General features: G+C 57.2%; 16 protein-coding genes. All 16 read left to right on the top strand.

The genetic code is table 11. From position 1 onward, the window contains the following. The first annotated feature begins 215 nt into the window (after positions 1-215). The 16 genes from PKO02S_RS03085 to ftsA all read left to right on the top strand — a co-directional run bounded on the left by PKO02S_RS03085 (position 216) and on the right by ftsA (position 20,260). A complete protein-coding gene (locus PKO02S_RS03085) occupies positions 216-1,370 on the top strand; it encodes a DUF4349 domain-containing protein (protein WP_127579626.1) in 1,155 nt (384 codons plus the stop codon). Between the two features lie 119 nt (positions 1,371-1,489). Then, complete coding sequence (gene mraZ, locus PKO02S_RS03090) at positions 1,490-1,927, top strand: division/cell wall cluster transcriptional repressor MraZ (protein WP_127579627.1); 438 nt, start codon at positions 1,490-1,492, stop codon at positions 1,925-1,927. 15 nt (positions 1,928-1,942) lie between these two features. After that, complete coding sequence (gene rsmH / locus PKO02S_RS03095; protein ID WP_127579628.1) at positions 1,943-2,911, top strand: 16S rRNA (cytosine(1402)-N(4))-methyltransferase RsmH; 969 nt, start codon at positions 1,943-1,945, stop codon at positions 2,909-2,911. Between the two features lie 18 nt (positions 2,912-2,929). Next, positions 2,930-3,370: a cell division protein FtsL gene (gene ftsL / locus PKO02S_RS03100; protein ID WP_127579629.1), complete on the top strand. Its 441-nt coding sequence runs from the start codon at positions 2,930-2,932 to the stop codon at positions 3,368-3,370. Between the two features lie 99 nt (positions 3,371-3,469). Beyond that, positions 3,470-5,722 carry a penicillin-binding transpeptidase domain-containing protein gene (locus tag PKO02S_RS03105; RefSeq protein ID WP_246066811.1) on the top strand — a complete coding sequence of 751 codons (2,253 nt, stop codon included), beginning with the start codon at positions 3,470-3,472 and terminating at the stop codon, positions 5,720-5,722. Positions 5,723-5,822: 100 nt separating this feature from the next. Further along, entirely contained in the window at positions 5,823-7,751 is a 1,929-nt protein-coding gene (locus PKO02S_RS03110) for a stage V sporulation protein D (protein ID WP_127579631.1), read from the top strand. A 64-nt stretch (positions 7,752-7,815) separates the two neighbouring features. Then, positions 7,816-9,303: a UDP-N-acetylmuramoyl-L-alanyl-D-glutamate--2,6-diaminopimelate ligase gene (locus PKO02S_RS03115; protein WP_127579632.1), complete on the top strand. Its 1,488-nt coding sequence runs from the start codon at positions 7,816-7,818 to the stop codon at positions 9,301-9,303. Further along, positions 9,300-10,694: a UDP-N-acetylmuramoyl-tripeptide--D-alanyl-D-alanine ligase gene (locus tag PKO02S_RS03120; RefSeq protein ID WP_127579633.1), complete on the top strand. Its 1,395-nt coding sequence runs from the start codon at positions 9,300-9,302 to the stop codon at positions 10,692-10,694. The genes PKO02S_RS03115 and PKO02S_RS03120 overlap by 4 nt, the downstream gene beginning before the upstream one ends. A 21-nt stretch (positions 10,695-10,715) precedes the next feature. Then, a complete protein-coding gene (mraY, locus tag PKO02S_RS03125) occupies positions 10,716-11,675 on the top strand; it encodes a phospho-N-acetylmuramoyl-pentapeptide-transferase (RefSeq protein ID WP_127579634.1) in 960 nt (319 codons plus the stop codon). 34 nt (positions 11,676-11,709) lie between these two features. Continuing rightward, positions 11,710-13,149 (top strand): UDP-N-acetylmuramoyl-L-alanine--D-glutamate ligase, encoded by a 1,440-nt coding sequence (gene murD / locus PKO02S_RS03130; protein ID WP_127579635.1) that lies wholly within the window; start codon positions 11,710-11,712, stop codon positions 13,147-13,149. 48 nt (positions 13,150-13,197) lie between these two features. After that, a complete protein-coding gene (gene spoVE / locus PKO02S_RS03135; RefSeq protein ID WP_127579636.1) occupies positions 13,198-14,295 on the top strand; it encodes a stage V sporulation protein E in 1,098 nt (365 codons plus the stop codon). Positions 14,296-14,302: 7 nt separating this feature from the next. Continuing rightward, on the top strand, positions 14,303-15,373 hold the full coding sequence (murG, locus tag PKO02S_RS03140; protein WP_127579637.1) for an undecaprenyldiphospho-muramoylpentapeptide beta-N-acetylglucosaminyltransferase: 1,071 nt from the start codon (positions 14,303-14,305) through the stop codon (positions 15,371-15,373). Between the two features lie 201 nt (positions 15,374-15,574). Then, a complete protein-coding gene (gene murB / locus PKO02S_RS03145) occupies positions 15,575-16,480 on the top strand; it encodes a UDP-N-acetylmuramate dehydrogenase (RefSeq protein WP_127579638.1) in 906 nt (301 codons plus the stop codon). A 54-nt stretch (positions 16,481-16,534) separates the two neighbouring features. After that, a complete protein-coding gene (murA, locus tag PKO02S_RS03150) occupies positions 16,535-17,812 on the top strand; it encodes a UDP-N-acetylglucosamine 1-carboxyvinyltransferase (RefSeq protein WP_127579639.1) in 1,278 nt (425 codons plus the stop codon). 153 nt (positions 17,813-17,965) lie between these two features. Then, entirely contained in the window at positions 17,966-18,784 is an 819-nt protein-coding gene (locus tag PKO02S_RS03155) for a cell division protein FtsQ/DivIB (RefSeq protein WP_164821270.1), read from the top strand. 234 nt (positions 18,785-19,018) lie between these two features. Continuing rightward, complete coding sequence (gene ftsA / locus PKO02S_RS03160; protein WP_127579641.1) at positions 19,019-20,260, top strand: cell division protein FtsA; 1,242 nt, start codon at positions 19,019-19,021, stop codon at positions 20,258-20,260. The last annotated feature ends 9 nt before the right edge of the window (positions 20,261-20,269 follow it).

The raw sequence follows: 20,269 nt of genomic DNA on the forward strand, positions 1-20,269 counted from the left end.
AGTAACTCCCCTTGCAGGATTGGTGGACAAGCAAAACAGCACTTTAGAGGGAGCAACTCCCCTTGCAGGATTGGTGGACAGGCCGAAGTGGAAGTACCCTCACGACGGTTACAAAAAATTTCCAAAACATCTGCAACCCCTTACATTCGTGATGCGTCTATTAGGTTGACGCCATTCTGGCGATCGATTGGAGCGGCAAAGGGGGCGAGCGGGAGATGGATGTTGGATCAAAAAAAGTGGAAGAGAGAAAAAGCAGCGCACGCGCAATTGCTGGAAAGTGGTGGAAAGTGGGGGGGATCGCGCTTGTGCTGGCAGTAGGTATAGGGCTGACGGCAGGATGCAGCAGCGGGAGTGAGGACAAGGCTTCCGTAGCTCCTATCGGAGCAATGTCGGATTCAGCACTAAGCAACTTCGGCGAGAATGCGATAAACACGGCGGATGCCAAACCGCAGTCGGGTGAAGTAGCGCCAGCAGGAGGTAGTACTGCCCTCTCCAAAAATGCGACATCGGCTGCGAAGGCACAAACCGCAGCGACGCAAACGGCTCCTTCTGGCATGTCGCTGGCGAACAGCGCCGGCGCTTTCGACAGACAAATTATTTACAAAGCGAATATCACGATGGAAGTAACAAGCTACGGCGACGCGCAGTCGGAGATCAAAAATATGGCGCTGCTAGCTGGCGGGTACATCGTACAGTTCTCCGAGAACCGCAATACCTCGGAACAAAGCGGCATGCTTACTGTAAAGGTACCATCGACTGGGTTTACAGGCTTCGTAGCCGACTTGGAAAAGATGAAGCCGAAATCGATGCAGCAAAGCATTCAAGGCCAGGACGTCACCGAGGAGTTCGTCGATCTGGCTTCCCGGCTAACAGCGAGGCAAGCGGTAGAAACCCGGTTGCTCGACTTTCTGAGCAAGGCCACTAAACCGGACGACCTGATCAGCTACTCCAACGAGATCGGCCGAGTGCAGGAAGAGATCGAGAAGATCAAAGGCCGCATGAAGTATTTAGAACAAAATGTAGCTTACTCTACTGTGGAAATTCGACTTTACGAGAAGCTTCCGGCAACGAAGAAGCTGGCGGAAGAGCCGGAGAAGTTCTTCGCCAGGATCGGAAATACGGCTGAAACAAGCGCTTCGGCCATGCTGACCGTGCTTCAGGGGCTGCTGCTGTTCCTGGCAGGGGCGCTGCCGGTTCTCACAGTGCTTGCCGTCATTGCGCTTCCAATCGCACTCTGGCTGCGCAAACGCAGGCAATCACAGAAGCTCCAGCAACAGCGCGCTCAAGCGCTGCGCGAGGATAATCGCCGGCAAGCAGCCCATACCGAGCCCCTGGTAACCGACTATTCGGACGGCGACCCATCCGTTTAACCACATAAACTTTTTACGAAATCCTGCCCTGAAAAGCAGGATTTTTTGTTTGAGTGGAGAATTTGTCTATAAAAGTGGTGTGAAGTGGGTGAAAGTGGAGGACGAGAGGGGGCTAAGCGATGTTCATGGGGGAATATCAACATACGATCGATGAAAAAGGTCGGATGATCATTCCCGCCAAGTTCCGCGATGCTCTAGGATCCGAATTCGTCGTCACCCGCGGGTTGGATAACTGTTTGTTCGTCTACCCCAAGGAAGAATGGGCCGTGCTTGAGCAGAAGCTCAAATCGCTGCCGCTGATGAAATCCGACGCCCGCGCCTTCACCCGGTTTTTCTTCTCCGGGGCAACGGAGTGCGAGCTGGACAAGCAGAGCCGGGTCAATCTCCCGAACACGCTCGTCGAGTACGCGAAGCTTACCAAAGACTGCGTCGTTATCGGCGTGTCCAATCGAGTGGAGATTTGGAGTAAGGAAGTTTGGGAAAGCTATTATAATCAGTCCGAGTCTTCTTTTAACGAAATAGCCGAGAAGCTGGTGGACTTCAACTTTGATCTGTAGCGGAGGATTCAGCGGGTGTTCCATCATGTAACGGTTTTGAAAGAGGAATCGGTAGAGAAGCTAAACATCAAGCCGGACGGCATATACGTGGATTGTACGCTTGGCGGAGCTGGACATAGTGCCTTGATCGCCTCGAAGCTAGGCCCGCAAGGCCGGCTGTATGCATTCGATCAGGACGAGTCAGCGCTCCGCAACGCCGAGACCGCGTTAGCCGCATACAAGGATCGGGTCACACTGATCCGCTCGAATTTCCGCTATATCCGCCAAGAGCTGGCGAAGCAGCCCGACGTCCCTCGCGATGCGGAAGGCGTACCGCAGGTCGACGGCGTGCTGTTCGACTTGGGCGTCTCCTCGCCGCAGCTCGACGAGGCGGACCGCGGCTTCAGCTATAACCATGACGCGGAGCTGGACATGCGGATGGACCGCAGCGAGCCGCTCACCGCGAAGATCATCGTGAACGAGTGGAGCGAGCAGCAAATCTCTCGCATCCTGCACGAATACGGCGAAGAGAAGTTCGCCCGCCGCATCGCGAGGACGATCCTGAACGCGCGCAAGCAGGCGCCGATCGAGACGACCGGCCAACTGGCCGAGCTCGTGAAGGCCGGTATCCCCGCAGCTGCTCGCCGCACGGGAGGCCATCCCGCCAAGCGCAGCTTCCAGGCGCTGCGCATCGCCGTCAACGACGAGCTCGGCGCGTTCGAGGAAGCGCTCGAGCAGACGATCCGCTGTCTCGCGCCAGGCGGGAGAGCGGCGGTCATCACGTTTCACTCGCTCGAAGACCGTATATGCAAAGTGACATTCGCCAAATATGTCGGCAAGTGCACATGCCCGCCGGATTTCCCGATGTGCGTGTGCGACAACGCCAATGGGCTGCTCAAGCTCGTCAACCGGAAGCCGCTGGTGCCGTCCGACGCCGAGCTGGAAGCGAACCCAAGAGCGCGATCCTCGAAGCTGAGAGTCGCCGAGAAACTAGCAAGGCCATAACGAAGGAGGTTAGCAATCGTGTCCGCATACATCCATGGAAACTTGGCGCTGGAGCCCAAAGAAACCCGCAAGCAGCAAGTGAAGGAAACGAAAAAAACGGTTTACCGCAGGAGGCCCATTCCCGTCCAGGAGAAGCTGCTGTATTTGTTCACGGTGCTGGTCTGCGTCGTGGTGGCCGGGGTCATCATTTGGCGCTATGCTCAAATCTATGAAATGAATACGCGCATTCAAATGATAGAGAAAGAAGTCAAGATGCTCCAGGTGGAGAACAACAAGCTGAAGCTGGAGATCAGCAAAGCCCAGGATCCGAAGCGGCTGCAGGATTTGGCCAACCAATACGGCCTTGGCCCGCATGAGGATCAAGTCAATCAGGTCAACACAAATACGCAGTCGGCCTCCAAAAAAACCGATCCCAAAAGCGGCACCGGTAAAGACGCGCTCGCGATGAAAACCGAATAGAGGAGTCGGCAGATGACAAAAAAAACAAAGCTGCGCACATTATGGATAGGGGGAGTTTTCACCCTATTTTTTGTTGTATTGATAGGAAAAGTTTATTGGATGCAAATCGTTTCGGCCGCGGGGCTGATGGAGAAAGCGCAGGAAATGTGGGAGCAGGACAAGGTGCTGCAGCCGGTGCGGGGTTCGATCCTAGACCGCAACAACCATATCCTCGCGGAAGATGGTCCTTCTTACACGGTTATCGTTAATCCGAAGGTCATCCATGAGTTGAAAAGGGAGCGGGAAATCGCCCAAGGGCTCGCCACCATCCTGCAGAAGCCGGAATCGGAATTGATGGATCTCGTAACGAAAAAAAGAGAAAATGGAAATTATTTTCAATGGGTGGAAGTGCGCAGCGAAGGCTGGAAAATTGACAATGACTTGGCCGACGAAATTATGGAGTATTTCAAGCTTTCCAAGCCTACTGATAACCGCAAAAATTTGTACGTTCACGGCATTTATTTAGAGGAATCGCAAAAACGCTATTATCCGTCCAATCAGATGGCTTCACACGTGCTCGGCTATTTCGACAAAAACGGCAAAGCTGTGGGCGGGCTCGAGAGCCAGTACAATAAGGTGCTCAGCGGGACGCCCGGACGGATCATCACGGAGCGGGACGCGATCGGGTACGACTTGCCGGACGCCAAAGCGAGCTATGAACCGGCGGTGGACGGAACTTCGATTCAACTGACGATCGACCAGCAAATTCAGTCGTATATGGAGAGGGCGATGGAGAAAGCGTTCCTGCAATGGAAGCCGAAGAGCATGTCCGCGATCGCGGTCAATCCGAAGACGATGGAAATTCTCGCCATGGCCAACTACCCGAACTTTAATCCGGCGAAGTATTGGGACGATAAGACGGAAACAAAAGCTTTCTACAACCATGCCATCGGCTCTCAATATGAGCCCGGATCTACTTTTAAACTGGTCACATTAGCTGGTGCGGTAGAGGAATGGCTGTTCAATCCAACAGAAACATATCAATCCGGCTCGATAGCGGTCCCTGGTCGGGAGCCGGTTCGAGATCACAATCAGGTGGGCTGGGGCAAAATTACATATTTAGAAGGGTTGAAAAGGTCTAGCAACGTAGCATTCGTCAAGCTGGGCTTCGAAAAGCTGGGCAACGAAAAACTCAAAAACTACATCAATCTGTTCGGCTTCGGGGAAAAAACGGGAATCGACTTGCCCGGGGAAGCAAAGGGATTGATCAAATTCCAGTATCAGCCCGATTACGCCACTGCGACTTACGGACAAGGCGGCGTTTCCGTGACAGCTATTCAGCAAGCGGCAGCCTATGCGGCGATCGCAAACGGCGGTAAATTGATGAAGCCTTATATCGTAAAATCGCTAGTCGATACGAAGACGGGTGAGGTTCTGCAAAAAAATGAACCGCAGTTTGTTCGTCAGGTCGTAACCCCTGCAACCGCTCAAAAAGTAAGTGAGCTGCTAGAGCAGGTTGTCTCCGACCAAGAAATCGGGACTGGGCGCAACGCCTTCATTGACGGCTACAGAGTGGCTGGAAAAACGGGCACCGCAAATATTGTAATCAATGGGAAATACTCGGTTGACACTTGGCTTATTTCGTTTATTGGATATGCGCCAGTAGAGGATCCACAAATATTGGTAGCGGTTATTGCCGATGAGCCAGACCTCAAAGGGGATTATCACCTGGGCGGACAAGTAGCCGCACCGGTGTTCAAAGAAATCGTCTCGCAAAGCTTGCGCTACATGGGCGTCTCCGCCAAGGCGAAAACCGACAATTCGGTTGCGAAAGACTTGAAGTTAAATGTGCCGGACTTGATCAATCAGTCGCTCGTCGATGCGAAGAAAACGTTGAGTGCGCAAAAATTCGCCTACGACACGGTCGGAAAGGGGACCAAAATCATCGCCCAGTATCCGATGCCTGGCACCCAAATCACGGCTTCGCAACGAATCTATATGATGACGGAGCCGGTCGAAGATGCCGAGCTGCCTGATCTGAAGGGCAAATCGCTTCGCGACGCCTTGGAGCTGTGCGTCTACATGAAGGTAGAGTGCCAAGCGACAGGCGAAGGGTACGTCGTCAACCAGAAAATCTCCGACGAAGGGGACAAAAAGACTGCCGTGCTGGAGCTGAAGCCTTGGCTCGAAGGCGGCGTCGCAACAGGTTTATCGACCGGATCCGGCTCCGGCAGCGGCTCCGGGTCGACCAACAAGTCGAGCGGGAGCGTGCAGACGAGTGGGGCCAAAGCAACGCCTACGCCGACACCGAAATCAACGCCTAAAAATACATCAAAACCGACGCCGACCCCAACCCCGGACAAAAAACCGTAGCTTGTACAGATCAGCTTGTTCTATCCGTTTTTACAGCCGAATAGTCATGTTATGAACCATTGATGAGACAAGACTATGGCGAAGCGGAGGAACGACGGTCGTGAAAGTTTCTAACGTAACGGTTCGGCGCAGGTTATTCCTGGCACTCGTAATAAGCACTATTCTATTCGCGGCGTTAATCGTCCGGCTCGGCTACGTGCAGCTGTGGCTCGGCAGCGAGCTTGCCATGAAGGCGGAGGATTCGTGGCGCCGCAACATTCCGTTCGCGGCGAAACGCGGCGAATTGTGGGATCGCAACGGGACTCGGCTCGCCTATAACGTCACATCACCCTCGATCATGGCCATTCCCGCGCAAGTGAAAGACCCGGATACGGCGGCGCGGGAGCTCGCGCGTATTCTCGAGATGAGCGAGGGGTCGGTTCGCGCGTTGATCACGAAGCGGGAATCGATCGTCAAGATCAATCCGGGCGGCCGCAAAATAACCGAAGAAAAAGCCGAAGAGGTGCGCAAGCTGGGACTGCCCGGCATCGTCGCGGCGGAGGACAACAAACGGTATTATCCGTTCGGTTCGTTCGCTTCCCATGTGCTCGGCTTTACGGGTATCGACAATCAGGGCCTTACAGGCATTGAGTTAAGCTACAATAAGGAGCTAACCGGACGGCTAGGCAGCGTCTCGTATCTCGCGGACGCACGCGGCGGAACGATGCCGAATTCGTCGGACCGATATACGCCGCCGCAGGACGGCTTGACGCTGCAGCTGACGATCGACAAGCAGATTCAGTCGTTCATCGAACGCGAGCTCGACCAGGCGATGCTGCAATTCCAGGCGAAGCACATCATCGCCATCGCCATGGACCCGACTACGGGCGAAATTCTCGGCATGTCCAGCCGTCCGACTTACGAACCCGCCAATTACAAGGATTATCCTACGGAAACGTATAACCGAAACCTCCCGATCTGGATGACTTACGAGCCCGGGTCGACGTTCAAGATTATCACGCTCGCGGCAGCCATAGAGGAAAAGAAGGTGGATCTCAAGAACGAGCATTTCTACGATCCCGGCTTCATAGAAGTCGGCGGAGCCAAGCTGCGCTGCTGGAAAAGCGGCGGCCACGGCAGCCAGACTTTCCTGAACGTAGTGGAAAACTCGTGCAACCCGGGTTTCGTCATTCTCGGCCAGAGGCTCGGAAAAGAAACGCTGTTCGATTACATTTACCGGTTCGGCTTCGGTCGGAAAACCGGCATCGACCTCGGCGGCGAAGAGAACGGTATCATGTTCAAGCCTTCGCGCGTCGGACCGGTCGAGCTGGCGACGACGGCGTTCGGCCAAGGCGTCTCGGTGACGCCGATCCAGCAGATCGCGGCGGTGTCGGCGGCGGTGAACGGCGGCAAGCTATTCAAGCCGCATCTGGCGAAGGCGTGGATCAACCCCGAGACAGGCGAAACGGTCGGAGCGGTGCAGCCGGAGCTTGTGCGGCAAGTCATCTCCGAGGCGACGTCGAAGACGGTGCGCGAATCGCTGGAGAGCGTCGTAGCGAAGGGTACAGGGCGCAATGCGTTTCTGGACGGCTACCGGGTCGGCGGCAAAACGGGGACCGCGCAGAAGGTCATAGGCGGAAGGTACTCCCCGGATGAGCATATCGTCTCGTTCATCGGCTTCGCGCCTGCGGACGATCCGAAGATCGTCATCTATGTGGCGGTGGACGACCCGCAAGGGCTTCAATTCGGCGGTCTGATCGCCGCCCCGATCGTGCGCAACATCATGGGCGATTCGCTCCGCTACATGGGGGTCGAGCCACGCAAGGATCAAGTGACCAAGGACTATCGCTACGGCGAGACGCCGATCGTAGAGGTGCCTGATTTGGTAGGGCGGACGGTCAGCGACATTTATGAAGATATGAATTCGGATTTCCTGCTCGAGAAGTTCGGCACCGGCTCGGAGGTAATCAGCCAAGCGCCTAAGGCCGGTCAGAGAGTCGATAAAGGCTCGACGATTCGAATCTATTTGTCCGACCGTGTCAATCATTGATTCTTTCTTGCCGCATTTTTGTCTATAATAGATAGGGCATTCGAATAAGGAAGGGGAGCCGGAAATGAAGCTTCAGGAGCTTGCAGGCTTGCTTCAATTAAGCAGACTGATAGGAAACGGCGACTCGGAGATAAACGGCATTCAGACGGATTCTCGCAAGGTGCAGCCGGGAGATTTGTTTCTGTGCATCCCGGGCTTCGTGCAGGACGGACACGACTTTGCCGCTGCGGCAGCTGAGCGGGGAGCCGCCGCTCTCGTAGCGGAACGGGAATTGCCGGTCGCCCTGCCGACCTTACTTGTGAAGGACTCGCGGCATGCGATGGCGGTACTGGCCGCTCATTTCTATGGCTACCCAAGTGAGACGATGAAGCTGATCGGGGTCACAGGCACGAACGGCAAGACGACGACATGCTTCATTCTCGAGCAGGCGCTGGCCGACTTGGGCTGGCGCACCGGGCTGATGGGCACGATCGCGATGAAGGTCGGCTCGGAATGGACCGAGGCCGTCCGGACGACGCAGGAGGCGCATGATTTGCAGCGCAATTTGCGCCGGATGGCGGATGCGGGCACTGACGCCTGTTTGATGGAAGTGTCCAGCCATGCGCTTGTTCTCGGACGGGTAAAGGGCTGTACGTTTCGTACGGCTATTTTCACCAATCTGACGCAGGACCATCTGGACTTTCACGGAACGATGGTAAACTACGCAGCCGCAAAGGGGTTATTTTTCTCGCGATTGAGCAATTCTTACCAGGCTGATCCGGCAAAAAGGCAATACGCCGTTCTGAACGGAGATGACCCGGTTTCAGTGCAATATCGAGCTGCTTCAGCGGTAGAAGTCATCACTTACGGATTGTCCGAGGGCTGTGACGTCCGTGCGACGAACATACGATTTTCCTCGCAAGGAACCGAGTTCCGAGTTGCGTCTTATGCGGGCGAGATCGATTTAAAAATGAAATTGATCGGTAAATTCAACGTATACAATGCGCTTGCGGCTATATCCTCCTTGCTGATCGAAGGGGTCTCGCTGGAAGCGATCCAGGGCAGTATGGGGCGGGTGCGCGTCGTGCCGGGACGGCTTGAGCTGGTTGACGGCGCTGTCGGCTACTCGGTTGTACTCGATTATGCGCATACACCGGACGGCCTGGAGAACGCGCTCTCCACGATCGCCGAGCTGGCTGAGAAACGGATCATTACGGTGTTCGGCTGCGGAGGCGACCGCGATCGCGGGAAACGCCCGCAGATGGGCCATATTGCGGCTCGCTATAGCACGTACGTCATCGCGACGTCCGACAACCCGCGCTCGGAGCCGCCGGAGGCGATCCTGCAAGAGATCGAGCCCGGCCTGCTGGGCGGAGGACTGGACCGCAGCCGCTACGTCCTGGAGCCGGATCGGCGAAAAGCGATCCAAAAGGCTATTGAAATGGCAAGCCCGGGCGATGTAGTATTAATTGCGGGAAAAGGGCATGAGACGACCCAAACGATCGGCAGCCAGACGATTCATTTCGACGATCGGATAGAAGCCCAAGAAGCGATAAGGGGAACAATCAAGTGATTAAACGCACATTCGCACAAATTCAACAAATGGTGAACGGATCGAACCCGAACGGGGTGGACGAAACGGTCGTCGTTCAAGGCGTGTCGAAGGATACGCGGACGATCCAACCCGGCACCCTCTATGTTCCGATCATCGGCGAGCGGTTCGACGGCCATGAGTTCGCGGCCGAAGCCGTCCGGCTCGGTGCCGCGGCGACGCTGTGGCAAGCCGATCGACTGCCGGTGCCGGCCGACCTGCCGGTCATCCTGGTTGACGATACGCTAGGCGCTCTACAGCGGCTGGCGCATGCCTACCGGATGGAGCTCCAGGTCCGGATTATCGGCGTGACCGGAAGCAACGGCAAGACGACGACGAAGGATCTCGTCGCCTCGATTCTCGAGACGACATACAAGGTGCATAAGACGGCCGGCAACTTGAACGGCCACATCGGGATGCCGCTCACGCTGCTCGAGCTCAGCGAGGAGACGGAGATGGCGGTGCTCGAGATGGGCATGCGCGCCCGTCACGAGATCGACCTGCTGTCCGACATCGCCGTGCCGGAAGCCGCCATCGTCACGAATATCGGCGAGGCGCATCTGCAGCATCTCGGCTCGCGCGAGGAGATCGCCCGGGCGAAGCTCGAGGTGATGAGCGGCATGAAGGAAGGCTCGCTGCTCGTGTACAACGGCGATGAGCCGCTGATCGAGCAGGTGCTGCCCGAGATGAAGAAGCCGCCGGGGCTGCTCGTGTACCGGTTCGGCGCGACGGAGAAAAACGATCTGTTCCCGACCGGGATCATGATGGATGAGCGCGGCACTCATTTTACGATCGAGACGACAGGCGCCTTGAGCTATTACATCCCGATGCTCGGGCAGCACAACGTGATCAATGCGCTGGCGGCGATCGCCGTGTGCAAATATATGGGCGTCAGCGACGCCGATGTTGTGAAGGGCCTGAATACGGTGCGGCTCACCGGCATGCGCATCGAGCAGTTGAAAGCGCCGTCCGGGCTGACGGTGCTGAACGATGCATACAACGCCAGTCCGGCGTCCACGAAAGCCGCAATCGAGCTGCTTCGCCAGATAGAGGGCTATCGCCGTAAAATAATCGTACTCGGCGATATGCTGGAGCTGGGAGATCGCGAGAATGAATTCCACGCGGAAATCGGCGGTATGCTGAGCTCCGAGGAGCTCGACTACGTATTCGCTTACGGCCCGCTGTCGAAGCAATTGGCTCAAGCGGCGGAGAAAAGGTTCACCCCGGGAAAAGTCAAATGGTTCGAAACGAAATCGGAGCTCGTGCGCGAGATCGTCCGTGTCGCCGAAGCCGAGGACATCGTCCTGGTGAAAGGCTCGCGCGGGATGAAGCTGGAGGAAGTCGTCCATGGTTTGTTGGAGCTGTCCCAATAGAGAGGAGAGGGGGAGAAGCGGATGGAAATGAAAGTCATATTGTTCACACTCGGAGCTGCATTTGTGCTTGCCTTAATCGCCGGACCGTTATTTATCCCCCTATTGAGGCGGCTCAAGTTCGGCCAGCAAATTCGTACCGACGGTCCGCAGGGCCATTTGAAAAAAGCGGGTACGCCGACGATGGGCGGGACGATCATTTTGCTAGCCCTCTCTCTGGCGTTCCTGCGCTTCTCGGATAAGACCGTGGATGCGGTCATTTTGCTGATCGCTTCGCTGGGGTACGGGTTGGTCGGGTTTCTGGACGATTATATCAAGATTTTGTTCAAACGCTCGCTAGGATTGACCGCCAGGCAGAAGCTGCTCGGCCAGTTGATCATTTCCGGCGTCGTTTGCTGGCTGCTGTACCGGGCCGGTCATAATACGGACCTGAGCGTGCCGTTTACGGATGTGACGATCAGCGTCGGCTGGTGGTTGTATGTGCCCTTCGTCATCATCATGATGCTTGGCATGTCCAACGCGGTCAATTTCACCGACGGCCTCGACGGCTTGCTGGCCGGGACAAGCGCCATCGCGTTCGGCGCGTACGCCGTGATTGCCATGATGCACTCCAATATGGAAACGGCGGTGTTCTGTGCGGCGATGGTCGGCGCGGTGCTCGGGTTCCTCGTCTTCAATGCCCATCCGGCGAAGGTGTTCATGGGCGATACCGGGTCCCTCGGCATCGGGGGCGGCTTGGCGGCCGCGGCGATCCTGACGAAGTCCGAGCTGCTCATCCTCCTTGTCGGCGGGGTGTTCGTAATCGAGCTGCTGTCGGTCGTCATTCAGGTCGTCTCGTTCAAGACCCGGAAGAAGCGGGTGTTCAAGATGAGTCCGATCCACCATCACTATGAGCTTGTAGGCTGGTCCGAATGGCGTATCGTCATTACGTTCTGGTTAGCCGGTCTGGTCATGGCGGGAGCGGCCCTGATTATTACTCTATGAAGCATATTTTGAGGGATAGTATGAGGTGCAAGAGATGAATCATCCTAGTCAATACGCCGGGAAAGAAGTTGTCGTTCTCGGCCTCGCCCGCAGCGGCGTAGCGGTGGCGAAGCTGTTCCACGAGCTTGGAGCGCGCGTCATCGTCAATGATCAGAAAACGCGAGACCTATGCCCTGAGGCCGCTCCATTGGAGGCTCTGGGTATTTCTGTTCTATGCGGGGGGCATCCGGACACGCTGATCCATAGGGGTGTGGCGCTGCTTGTGAAAAACCCCGGCATCCCCTACACGATCGCTCCGATTCAGGCGGCGCTTGCGCTAGGCATCGAGATCGTCACCGAGGTCGAGGTGGCAAACCGGATTAGCGAAGCGCCTATGATCGGCATTACCGGCTCGAACGGCAAAACGACGACGACGACTTGGGTCGGGGAGATGCTGAGCGTAGCCGGGCTGTCCCCCATCATCGCCGGCAACATCGGCCGCGCGCTCTGCGAGGCGGCGGAGGATGCGACGCCGGACGACTGGCTCGTCGTCGAGCTGAGCAGCTTCCAGCTGAAGGGCACGAGCCGCTTCCGCCCGCGGATCGCCTGTCTGCTCAACATCAGCGAGGCGCATCTCGATTACCACGGGACGATGGAGGACTACATAACCTCGAAGGCGAAGCTGTTCGCCAACCAGACGGAGGATGATGTCGCCGTTCTGAACGCGGACGATCCGGTATGCCGCAGCCTTCTGGAGGGCGGAACGATCCGCGCCAAGCTACGGCCGTTCTCAATGCGCGAGCGCGTGCCGCATGGCATGTACCTCGAACCCCCGCTTGCGGAAGGCGAGCGGCTGACGGAGGCGCATACGATCGTCTGCGATGGCGAATCGTTCGGCTGCGGCGAAGGTGTCGTGTCGATCATCCCTGCGCTTGCGCTTGGCATCCCGGGACAGCATAACGTCGAGGATGCGCTGGCGGCCGCCGCGATGGCGCTATGCGCCGGCGCTTCAGTCGATGCGGTGGCCGAAGCGCTGCGCAGCTTCCGCGGCGTAGAGCATCGGCTCGAATATGTCGGCGACAAGAACGGCATTTCCTTTTACAACAACTCCAAGGCTACCAACTCCCTGGCTACGATCAAAGCGCTCGAATCGTTCGACCGGCCGGTCGTGCTCATCGCGGGAGGGAAGGAGCGGGGCTCGGAATATACGGATCTGCTGCCCTATATGCGAGAGCGCGTGAAGGCGGTCGTCACCCTGGGGGAAACCCGGGACAAAATCGCCGACGTCGCCGTACAGGCAGGGATTGCCAGCGTGAAATCGGTCGATACTGCTAACAGCGCGGCCGACACGCTGCGGACGGCGGTGGAGCAAGCATACGGCTTCGCCTCTCCGGGAGATGTCGTGCTGCTCTCGCCGGCGTGCGCCAGCTGGGACATGTTTACGTCCTTCGAGGTGCGGGGAAGCATTTTTAAACAGTCGGTGCATAACCTTTAGAAGAGGGGGTATACAAGCCCCCAATTTGGTGCAATGAGGTGTGCGGCGATGTCAAAAGTTCGATCTGCTCCCGATCCCTGGATCCTGCTGTCTACGCTGCTGATTTTGACGATCGGCGTTGTTATGGTGTACAGTGCGAGTGCGGTTTTGGCGTTTCATGATTTCGGCGACTACGGCTACTATCTCAAGCGGCAGCTCGTTTTCGCCGTTCTAGGCATTATTGCGATGTATTTTACGATGAACGTAGATTATTGGGTATGGAAAAAGTATGCGAAGCCCGGGCTGCTCCTCTGCTTCGCGCTGCTGATCATCGTCTTGATTCCGGGTCTCGGCGTCGTACGCGGCGGCGCGCGCAGCTGGCTCGGCATCGGGTCGCTCGGCATTCAGCCTTCCGAGTTCATGAAGCTCGGCATGATCGTGTTCTTGTCCAAGCTGCTCTCCGACGAGCAGTCCGGCATTCAGCGTTTTACGAAGGGGCTGCTCCCGCCGCTCGGTATTATGGGAGCGGCCTTCGGGCTTATCATGCTGCAGCCGGACCTGGGGACCGGGGCGGTGCTCGTCGGCGCTTCGCTGATCGTCATCTACACGGCCGGCGCCAGGATCGCCCATCTCGCGATGCTCGGCCTCGTCGGGCTGGCCGGCTTCGTCGGCTTGATCGCGGCGGCGCCTTACCGGCTGCAGCGCATCACCGCCTTCCTCGATCCGTGGTCCGATCCGCTCGGCGCGGGCTACCAATCGATTCAGTCGCTCTATGCGATCGGCCCCGGCGGCCTTGTCGGACTCGGCCTTGGCATGAGCCGGCAGAAGTACAGCTACTTGCCGGAGCCGCAGACCGATTTCATCTTCTCAATCATCTCCGAAGAGCTTGGCTTCATTGGCGGCGCCACCGTCCTGCTGCTCTTCCTGCTGCTCGTCTGGCGCGGCATGCGGACCGCTATCACCGCTCCCGACACGTTCGGCAGCTTGCTCGCCGTCGGCATTACCGGCATGATCGCCGTGCAGGTCGTCATCAACATCGGCGTCGTCATCGGCATGTTCCCGGTCACCGGCATTACGCTGCCGCTGATCAGTGCGGGCGGATCGTCGCTGACGCTTATGCTGACCGCCATCGGGGTGCTGCTCAATATATCTCGCTATTCGAGGTGAGTTCCTTATGACACAACGAACACTCGTCTTCACCGGAGGCGGCTCCGCCGGCCATGTGACGCCGAATTTGGCGCTCATCGGCCGGCTGCGGCGCTCCGGTTGGAGCATCCACTATATAGGCTCGGGGGAAGGCATCGAACGGGGCATCGTTCGCGAGGCGGACATCCCGTTCCATGCGATTTCCTCGGGCAAGCTGAGACGGTATTTCGATCTGAAGAACATCAAGGATCCGTTCAAAGTCGTGAAGGGGATCTGGGATGCTTACCGCGTCCTTGGGCGAATTCGGCCGCAAGCCGTGTTCTCCAAGGGCGGTTTCGTGTCCGTCCCGGTCGTGATGGCGGCCTGGATGCGCGGCATTCCCGTGCTCATCCACGAGTCCGACATGACGCCGGGGCTCGCCAACAAGCTGTCGCAGCCGTTCGCGACGCAAGTATGCGTCACGTTCCCGGAGACGCTCCGCCACGTGAAGGGCGGCAAAGCCGTCTGCACCGGGCTGCCGATCCGCGACGAGGTGCTGCAAGGCAGCGCGGCCGGCGGCCGGGCGATGTGCGACTTCCACCGGCAGAAGCCGGTGCTGCTCATCATGGGCGGCAGCCAAGGCTCGCGGCGGATCAACGACGCGGTGCGCGAGCAGCTGCACGAGCTGCTGCAGCAATTCCAGATCGTGCATCTGTGCGGGAAAGGCAATGCCGACCCTGCCCTGGAGCAAGTGCGCGGCTACAAGCAATACGAGTACGTAACCCGCGAGCTGCCCGATCTGCTGGCGCTGGCGGATGTCGTCGTCTCGCGCTCGGGCTCGACCTCGATCTTCGAATTTCTCGCCCTGCGCAAGCCGATGCTGCTCATCCCGCTGTCGAAGCAGGCGTCACGCGGCGACCAGATTCTGAACGCCGAGTCGTTCGAGAAAAGCGGCTTTTGCTCCGTATTGGAGGAAGAGCAGCTCACGGCGGACGTGCTCCGAGAGCGCCTCTTGCAGCTTTACGAAGAGCGGGATGTCTATGTCGAACGAATGCAGCAGCGCGCTGCGGAAGACAGCACCGACCGGATTATCGGACTCATCGAACAAGCGGCAAAATAGCAATCTTGTTGCCGACCCTCCCATCAGCTTCGATCAAAAAATGGGCGTTTGTCACAAATGCTCCGCTATTTCATACTATACACTATAGCCGTGACAGACACCGGACCTACCTCCCGCAGCCGATACGGCAAGGAAAAACGGCCGTTTTTTTGCCATCGCCGCCGCGGGGAAAGTCCCTGTTCTGTAAAGGAGGTTTCACCTATGCAATCGGTACTATCCGATTTACGCGCCGCTCAAGTAGGCGAGTTGTTGCCGAATGAGCCGCTCGCGCCTTACACAACCTGGAAAATCGGCGGACCTGCGGATTTGCTCGTGATTCCCGAGGGAAAAGCGGAGCTCGTCGAGACGATTCGTATTTTGCACCGGCACGGAGTCCCGTTTCTGCCCATCGGCAGAGGCTCCAATATGCTAGTTTCCGATAAAGGCGTCCGCGGTGTCGTCGTCAAGCTCGGTGCCGGCTTATGCGATTTGCGCTTTGAAGGGAATTTGGCCATCGTCGGAGGCGGATATTCGCTCATCACGCTTTCGGTGCGGGCCGGTAAGGCAGGATTGACCGGATTGGAATTCGCCGGGGGCATACCCGGCACGGTAGGCGGAGCCGTTTACATGAACGCGGGCGCTCACGGTTCGGATATGTCGCATATACTCAGAGAGGCTGAAATTGTGCTTGAAACCGGAGAAATGGTCCGGCTCGGAAGAGAGGACCTGCAGTTCGCTTACCGTCATTCCGTTCTGCATGCGCTGCCGGGTATTGTAACCGAGGCCGTGCTCGAGCTCGCCGTCGGGGACCGCAAAGAGATGGCGGCCACGCTGGCGTCTAATAGGGAACGTCGTCTGCGTACCCAGCCGTTGTCATTGCCATGCGCAGGCAGTACGTTCCGCAATCCCGACCATACTTTTGCTGCGAAGCTGATTGAAGAGGCGGGTCTGAAAGGCAGACGCGTGGGAGGAGCCGAAGTGTCCACGCTCCATGCGAACTTTATCATCAACACGGGCGATGCGACGGCTGATGATGTCATGCGGCTTATGGACGTCATGCAGACGGCTGTCTATGAACGCACGGGAATCAGCCTGGTGCCCGAAGTGCTGATGGTCGGAGAAAAATGACGGTTGACGCCTCCGGTTTCGGCTTGCAACGCAAGCTTTCGGGAGGGTGACACATTGGAAAAGTTAGTAATCGAAGGCGGGCGGCCCTTGTCGGGGACGATCCGCATTCACGGAGCGAAAAACGCGGCGCTTCCCATTCTGGCGGCAAGCATGATGGCGGAAGGAACCCACAGAATCGAGAACGTGCCGGATTTGCTTGACATTCATGTGATGCTCGATATTTTGCGCAGCCTCGGCTGCAAGGCGGAGCTCCGCGACGAGACGGTCGTGCTGGATACGCTTCCCGCCCATTCGTCGCACATTCCGGAAGAGCTGATGAAGCAGATGCGATCCTCCATCTTCCTGATGGGGCCGCTGCTCACTCGCTTCGGCGAGGTGCAGGTGTATCAGCCGGGCGGCTGCGCCATCGGCGAACGCAAGATCGATCTGCATCTGAAAGGGCTGCAGGCGCTCGGAGCGGAGATTGAGGAGGCCGGCAACACGATCATTTGCCGGGCAACGCTACTCCGGGGGACGGATATCGTCCTGGATTTCCCCAGCGTCGGAGCGACCGAGAACATCATGATGGCGGCAGCGATGGCGCGAGGAACGACGACGATCTTCAATGCGGCGCGCGAGCCCGAGATTCAAGATTTGCAGCATTTCTTGAACGCCATGGGTGCGAGAATTATCGGCGCCGGTACGGATACGATTACGATTGAAGGGGTCGATCGTCTCGTTCCGTGCACTTACAGCATTATTCCGGACCGTATCGTGGCCGGTACGATGATGGTGGCGGCGGCGATTACGAAAGGCAATATCACGCTTGAGAACGTATGCCCGGCGCACCTGACGTCCGTCACGCATGTGCTCCGCAGGGCAGGGGTGCAAGTGCACATCGACGGTGATATAATGAATGTAAGCTGTCCGGGCCGCCCTCGCGCGGTTGAGCGCATCGTCACTTCGCCGTATCCGTCGTTCCCTACGGATTTGCAATCGCAAGTGATGGTGCTGCTCTCGCTGGCAGACGGCCTGAGCGTCATCAAGGAGACAATCTTCGAAGGCCGCTTCAAGCATGTGGATGAACTGACCCGTATGGGAGCGGATATTTGGGTCGATATGAATTCCGCGTTCGTGCGCGGCGTGCCCCGCCTGTATGGGGCTACCGTGGAGGCGACCGATCTGCGGGCGGGCGCTGCGCTGGTCATCGCCGGCTTGGCGGCGGCGGGCACGACGATCGTCGAGCAGATTCACCATATCGACCGCGGGTACGACCGGATCGAGCGGATGTTCAGCCGCCTCGGCGCCCGGATCGAACGATTCACCCCCGCTCCTGTTCCGAACAACAACTAAGCAGCCCTTATCGATTTCATTGGACTATCAGGATTGGATATGACATGCCGTCGGCGTCCCTCTTGCTATGGCGAGGAGGAGACCGGCGGCTTTGTTGAACATGCAAGACGATGCCCGCGCACGCATTGCGCCGTATTCAGGAGGTACAAGCTCGTGTCCCTGCCCGTTCCCGTTCAGGAGAAAATGCCCGTCTTGCGGGAACAGAAGCCGCCGCGGAAGCGCAGCAGCCGCAAGCTGCTGTGGTTTTTGTTCCTGCTCTTCATCGTGCTGCTCGCCGTTCTGTTTTTTCGCTCTTCGATCAGCAAAGTAGAGACGATAGACATTACCGGGGAAGAGTTGCTCCAGGAGGACGCGATTCGACAAGCGCTCGGCGTTGCGCCGGGCGACCATTTCTTCGGCTTCCGTTCGGCCGCGCTGGAGAACCGGATCGAGCGACTGCCGATCGTGCAGGAGGCTCACGTGACGAAGCGATTTCCAGGACTCGTGCGGATTCAGGTGCAAGAGTACGGTCGGGTCGCTTACGAGTTTTCGTCCGAAGGCAAGCTGACCGCCCTGCTGGCGAACGGCTTGGTTGTTCCTTCCGCCTCGCAAGCGTTCCAGCCCGACAAGCCGATTCTGACCGGTTGGGGCCAGGACAACGCCTGGAAGTTGAAGCTGTGCCAAGCGCTTGCTGCGATTCCGCAGGAGCTGCTGCTGGAGATTTCCGAGATCACGCCGTCTCCATCCGCCACATATGAAGACAAAATCAAGCTCTACACCCGCTCGCAATACGAAGTGTATACGACGGTGACGTATTTGCCGGACAAGCTGCCTTATTTGGAACAAATCATCGGGATGATGAAAGAGAAGGATGTCGAATCCGGCGTTTTCGAGCTGCTTGAAGCGGATCGCCATGTACCATTTGAGCAATATTACAACGTTACCCCCACCCCCTCTCCGAGTCCTGGCAAAGATGCGAAGAAAGCCGGATAACTATGTAAAAAGACTCTACTCTTTTAATGGTAGAAATGATAGAATTGTAGTTATGGTCAAAACTTTTCGTAGGCACATTTAACCAATGTTGACCTTACGGGTAAAATTTGGAACATCCGTACGCGCAATAAAAATCGTTAAAAAAAGAGGGAAACTATAAACCGTGTGGAATATGTACAAAGGCAAAGTTAGCCATGCCAGGTTTATTTCCAGGGAAACAGGAGGTGCCACGGGTTGAGCAGCAATGACATCATTGTGAGTTTGGACATCGGTACATCCAAGGTTCGAGCGATCATAGGTGAGTTGAACAACGGAGCCATTCATATAATTGGAGTCGGCTCAGCCGACTCGCTAGGAATCCGCAAAGGCGCCATCGTCGATATTGACCAAACCGTTCAATCGATCCGCAATGCGATCGACCATGCCGAACGGATGGTTGGCATACAGATCTCCGAAGTATATGTTGGCATTTCCGGCAATCATATCGGCCTTCAATCGAGCCACGGCGTCGTTGCCGTATCGGATGAGGACCGGGAGATCGGCGAATTGGACATCGAGCGCGTCCTCCAAGCGTCCAAGGTCGTGGCGCTTCCGCCGGAACGCGAGATTATCGGCGTTGTGCCGAAGCAATATTTGGTCGACGGACTCGAGGGCATTCAAGATCCGCGCGGCATGATCGGGGTTCGGTTGGAAGTCGAGGCATCCATCGTCACCGGCGCCAAAACTTCCATACATAATCTGATACGAGTCGTAGAGAAGGCGGATTTGAAGGTATCGGGCCTGATCCTGATGTCGCTTGCCGCAGGCCAGATGTGCCTGTCCAAGGACGAGAAGGCGATCGGAACGGTGCTGGTCGATATCGGCGCCGGCTCGATTACGATTGCCGTATTCAATGAAGGCAGTCTGGCTGCGACTTCCACGTTGCCGATCGGCGGAGACTTCGTCACCAACGACATCTCCATCGGCATTCGGACGCAGCTCGATATAGCGGAGAAGATCAAGCTCAAGTTCGGCTGCGCCATCGTCGAGCATGCCGCCGGCGATCAGGTGTTCAAGGTGAATCGCATCGGCAGCAACGTCGACAAGGAATTTACGCAGGTGGATTTGGCGAATATTATCGAACCGCGCGTGCAAGAGATTTTCCATCTCGTACGTGCGGAGGTGCAGCGTCTGGGGTATCCGGAGCCAGCCGGAGGGTATGTGTTAGCCGGCGGTTCGGTCACTATGCCCGGCGTGCTGGAGATCGCCCAGCAGGAGCTGGAAAATTCGGTCCGCGTGGCCATCCCCGACTTCATCGGAGTCCGCGATCCGTCTTACGTGAACGGCGTCGGCATTATCCAATACGTCTACAAGTACGCCCGGCAGCGCAGCACATCGGCCGTCCGCAAAACCGCTTCATCGAAGAAGGCCGCTCAGGAGAAGTCTAAAGGCGGATTTATGGAAAAGTTCAAAAATTGGATCAGCGAATTTATTTAATACCGCGCG

Origin of the sequence: Paenibacillus koleovorans NBRC 103111 (assembly GCF_004000845.1) — a bacterium.
GTDB lineage: Bacteria > Bacillota > Bacilli > Paenibacillales > NBRC-103111 > Paenibacillus_AA > Paenibacillus_AA koleovorans.

Excerpts from the sequence above, each read along its gene's own strand:
- murB (WP_127579638.1), top strand. The coding sequence starts at position 15,575 with ATGCAATCGGTACTATCCGATTTACGCGCCGCTCAAGTAGGCGAGTTG.
- mraZ (WP_127579627.1), top strand. The coding sequence starts at position 1,490 with ATGTTCATGGGGGAATATCAACATACGATCGATGAAAAAGGTCGGATG.
- murD (WP_127579635.1), top strand. The coding sequence starts at position 11,710 with ATGAATCATCCTAGTCAATACGCCGGGAAAGAAGTTGTCGTTCTCGGC.
- mraY (WP_127579634.1), top strand. The coding sequence starts at position 10,716 with ATGGAAATGAAAGTCATATTGTTCACACTCGGAGCTGCATTTGTGCTT.
- PKO02S_RS03085 (WP_127579626.1), top strand. The coding sequence starts at position 216 with ATGGATGTTGGATCAAAAAAAGTGGAAGAGAGAAAAAGCAGCGCACGC.
- PKO02S_RS03115 (WP_127579632.1), top strand. The coding sequence starts at position 7,816 with ATGAAGCTTCAGGAGCTTGCAGGCTTGCTTCAATTAAGCAGACTGATA.
- spoVE (WP_127579636.1), top strand. The coding sequence starts at position 13,198 with ATGTCAAAAGTTCGATCTGCTCCCGATCCCTGGATCCTGCTGTCTACG.
- PKO02S_RS03105 (WP_246066811.1), top strand. The coding sequence starts at position 3,470 with ATGCAAATCGTTTCGGCCGCGGGGCTGATGGAGAAAGCGCAGGAAATG.
- murG (WP_127579637.1), top strand. The coding sequence starts at position 14,303 with ATGACACAACGAACACTCGTCTTCACCGGAGGCGGCTCCGCCGGCCAT.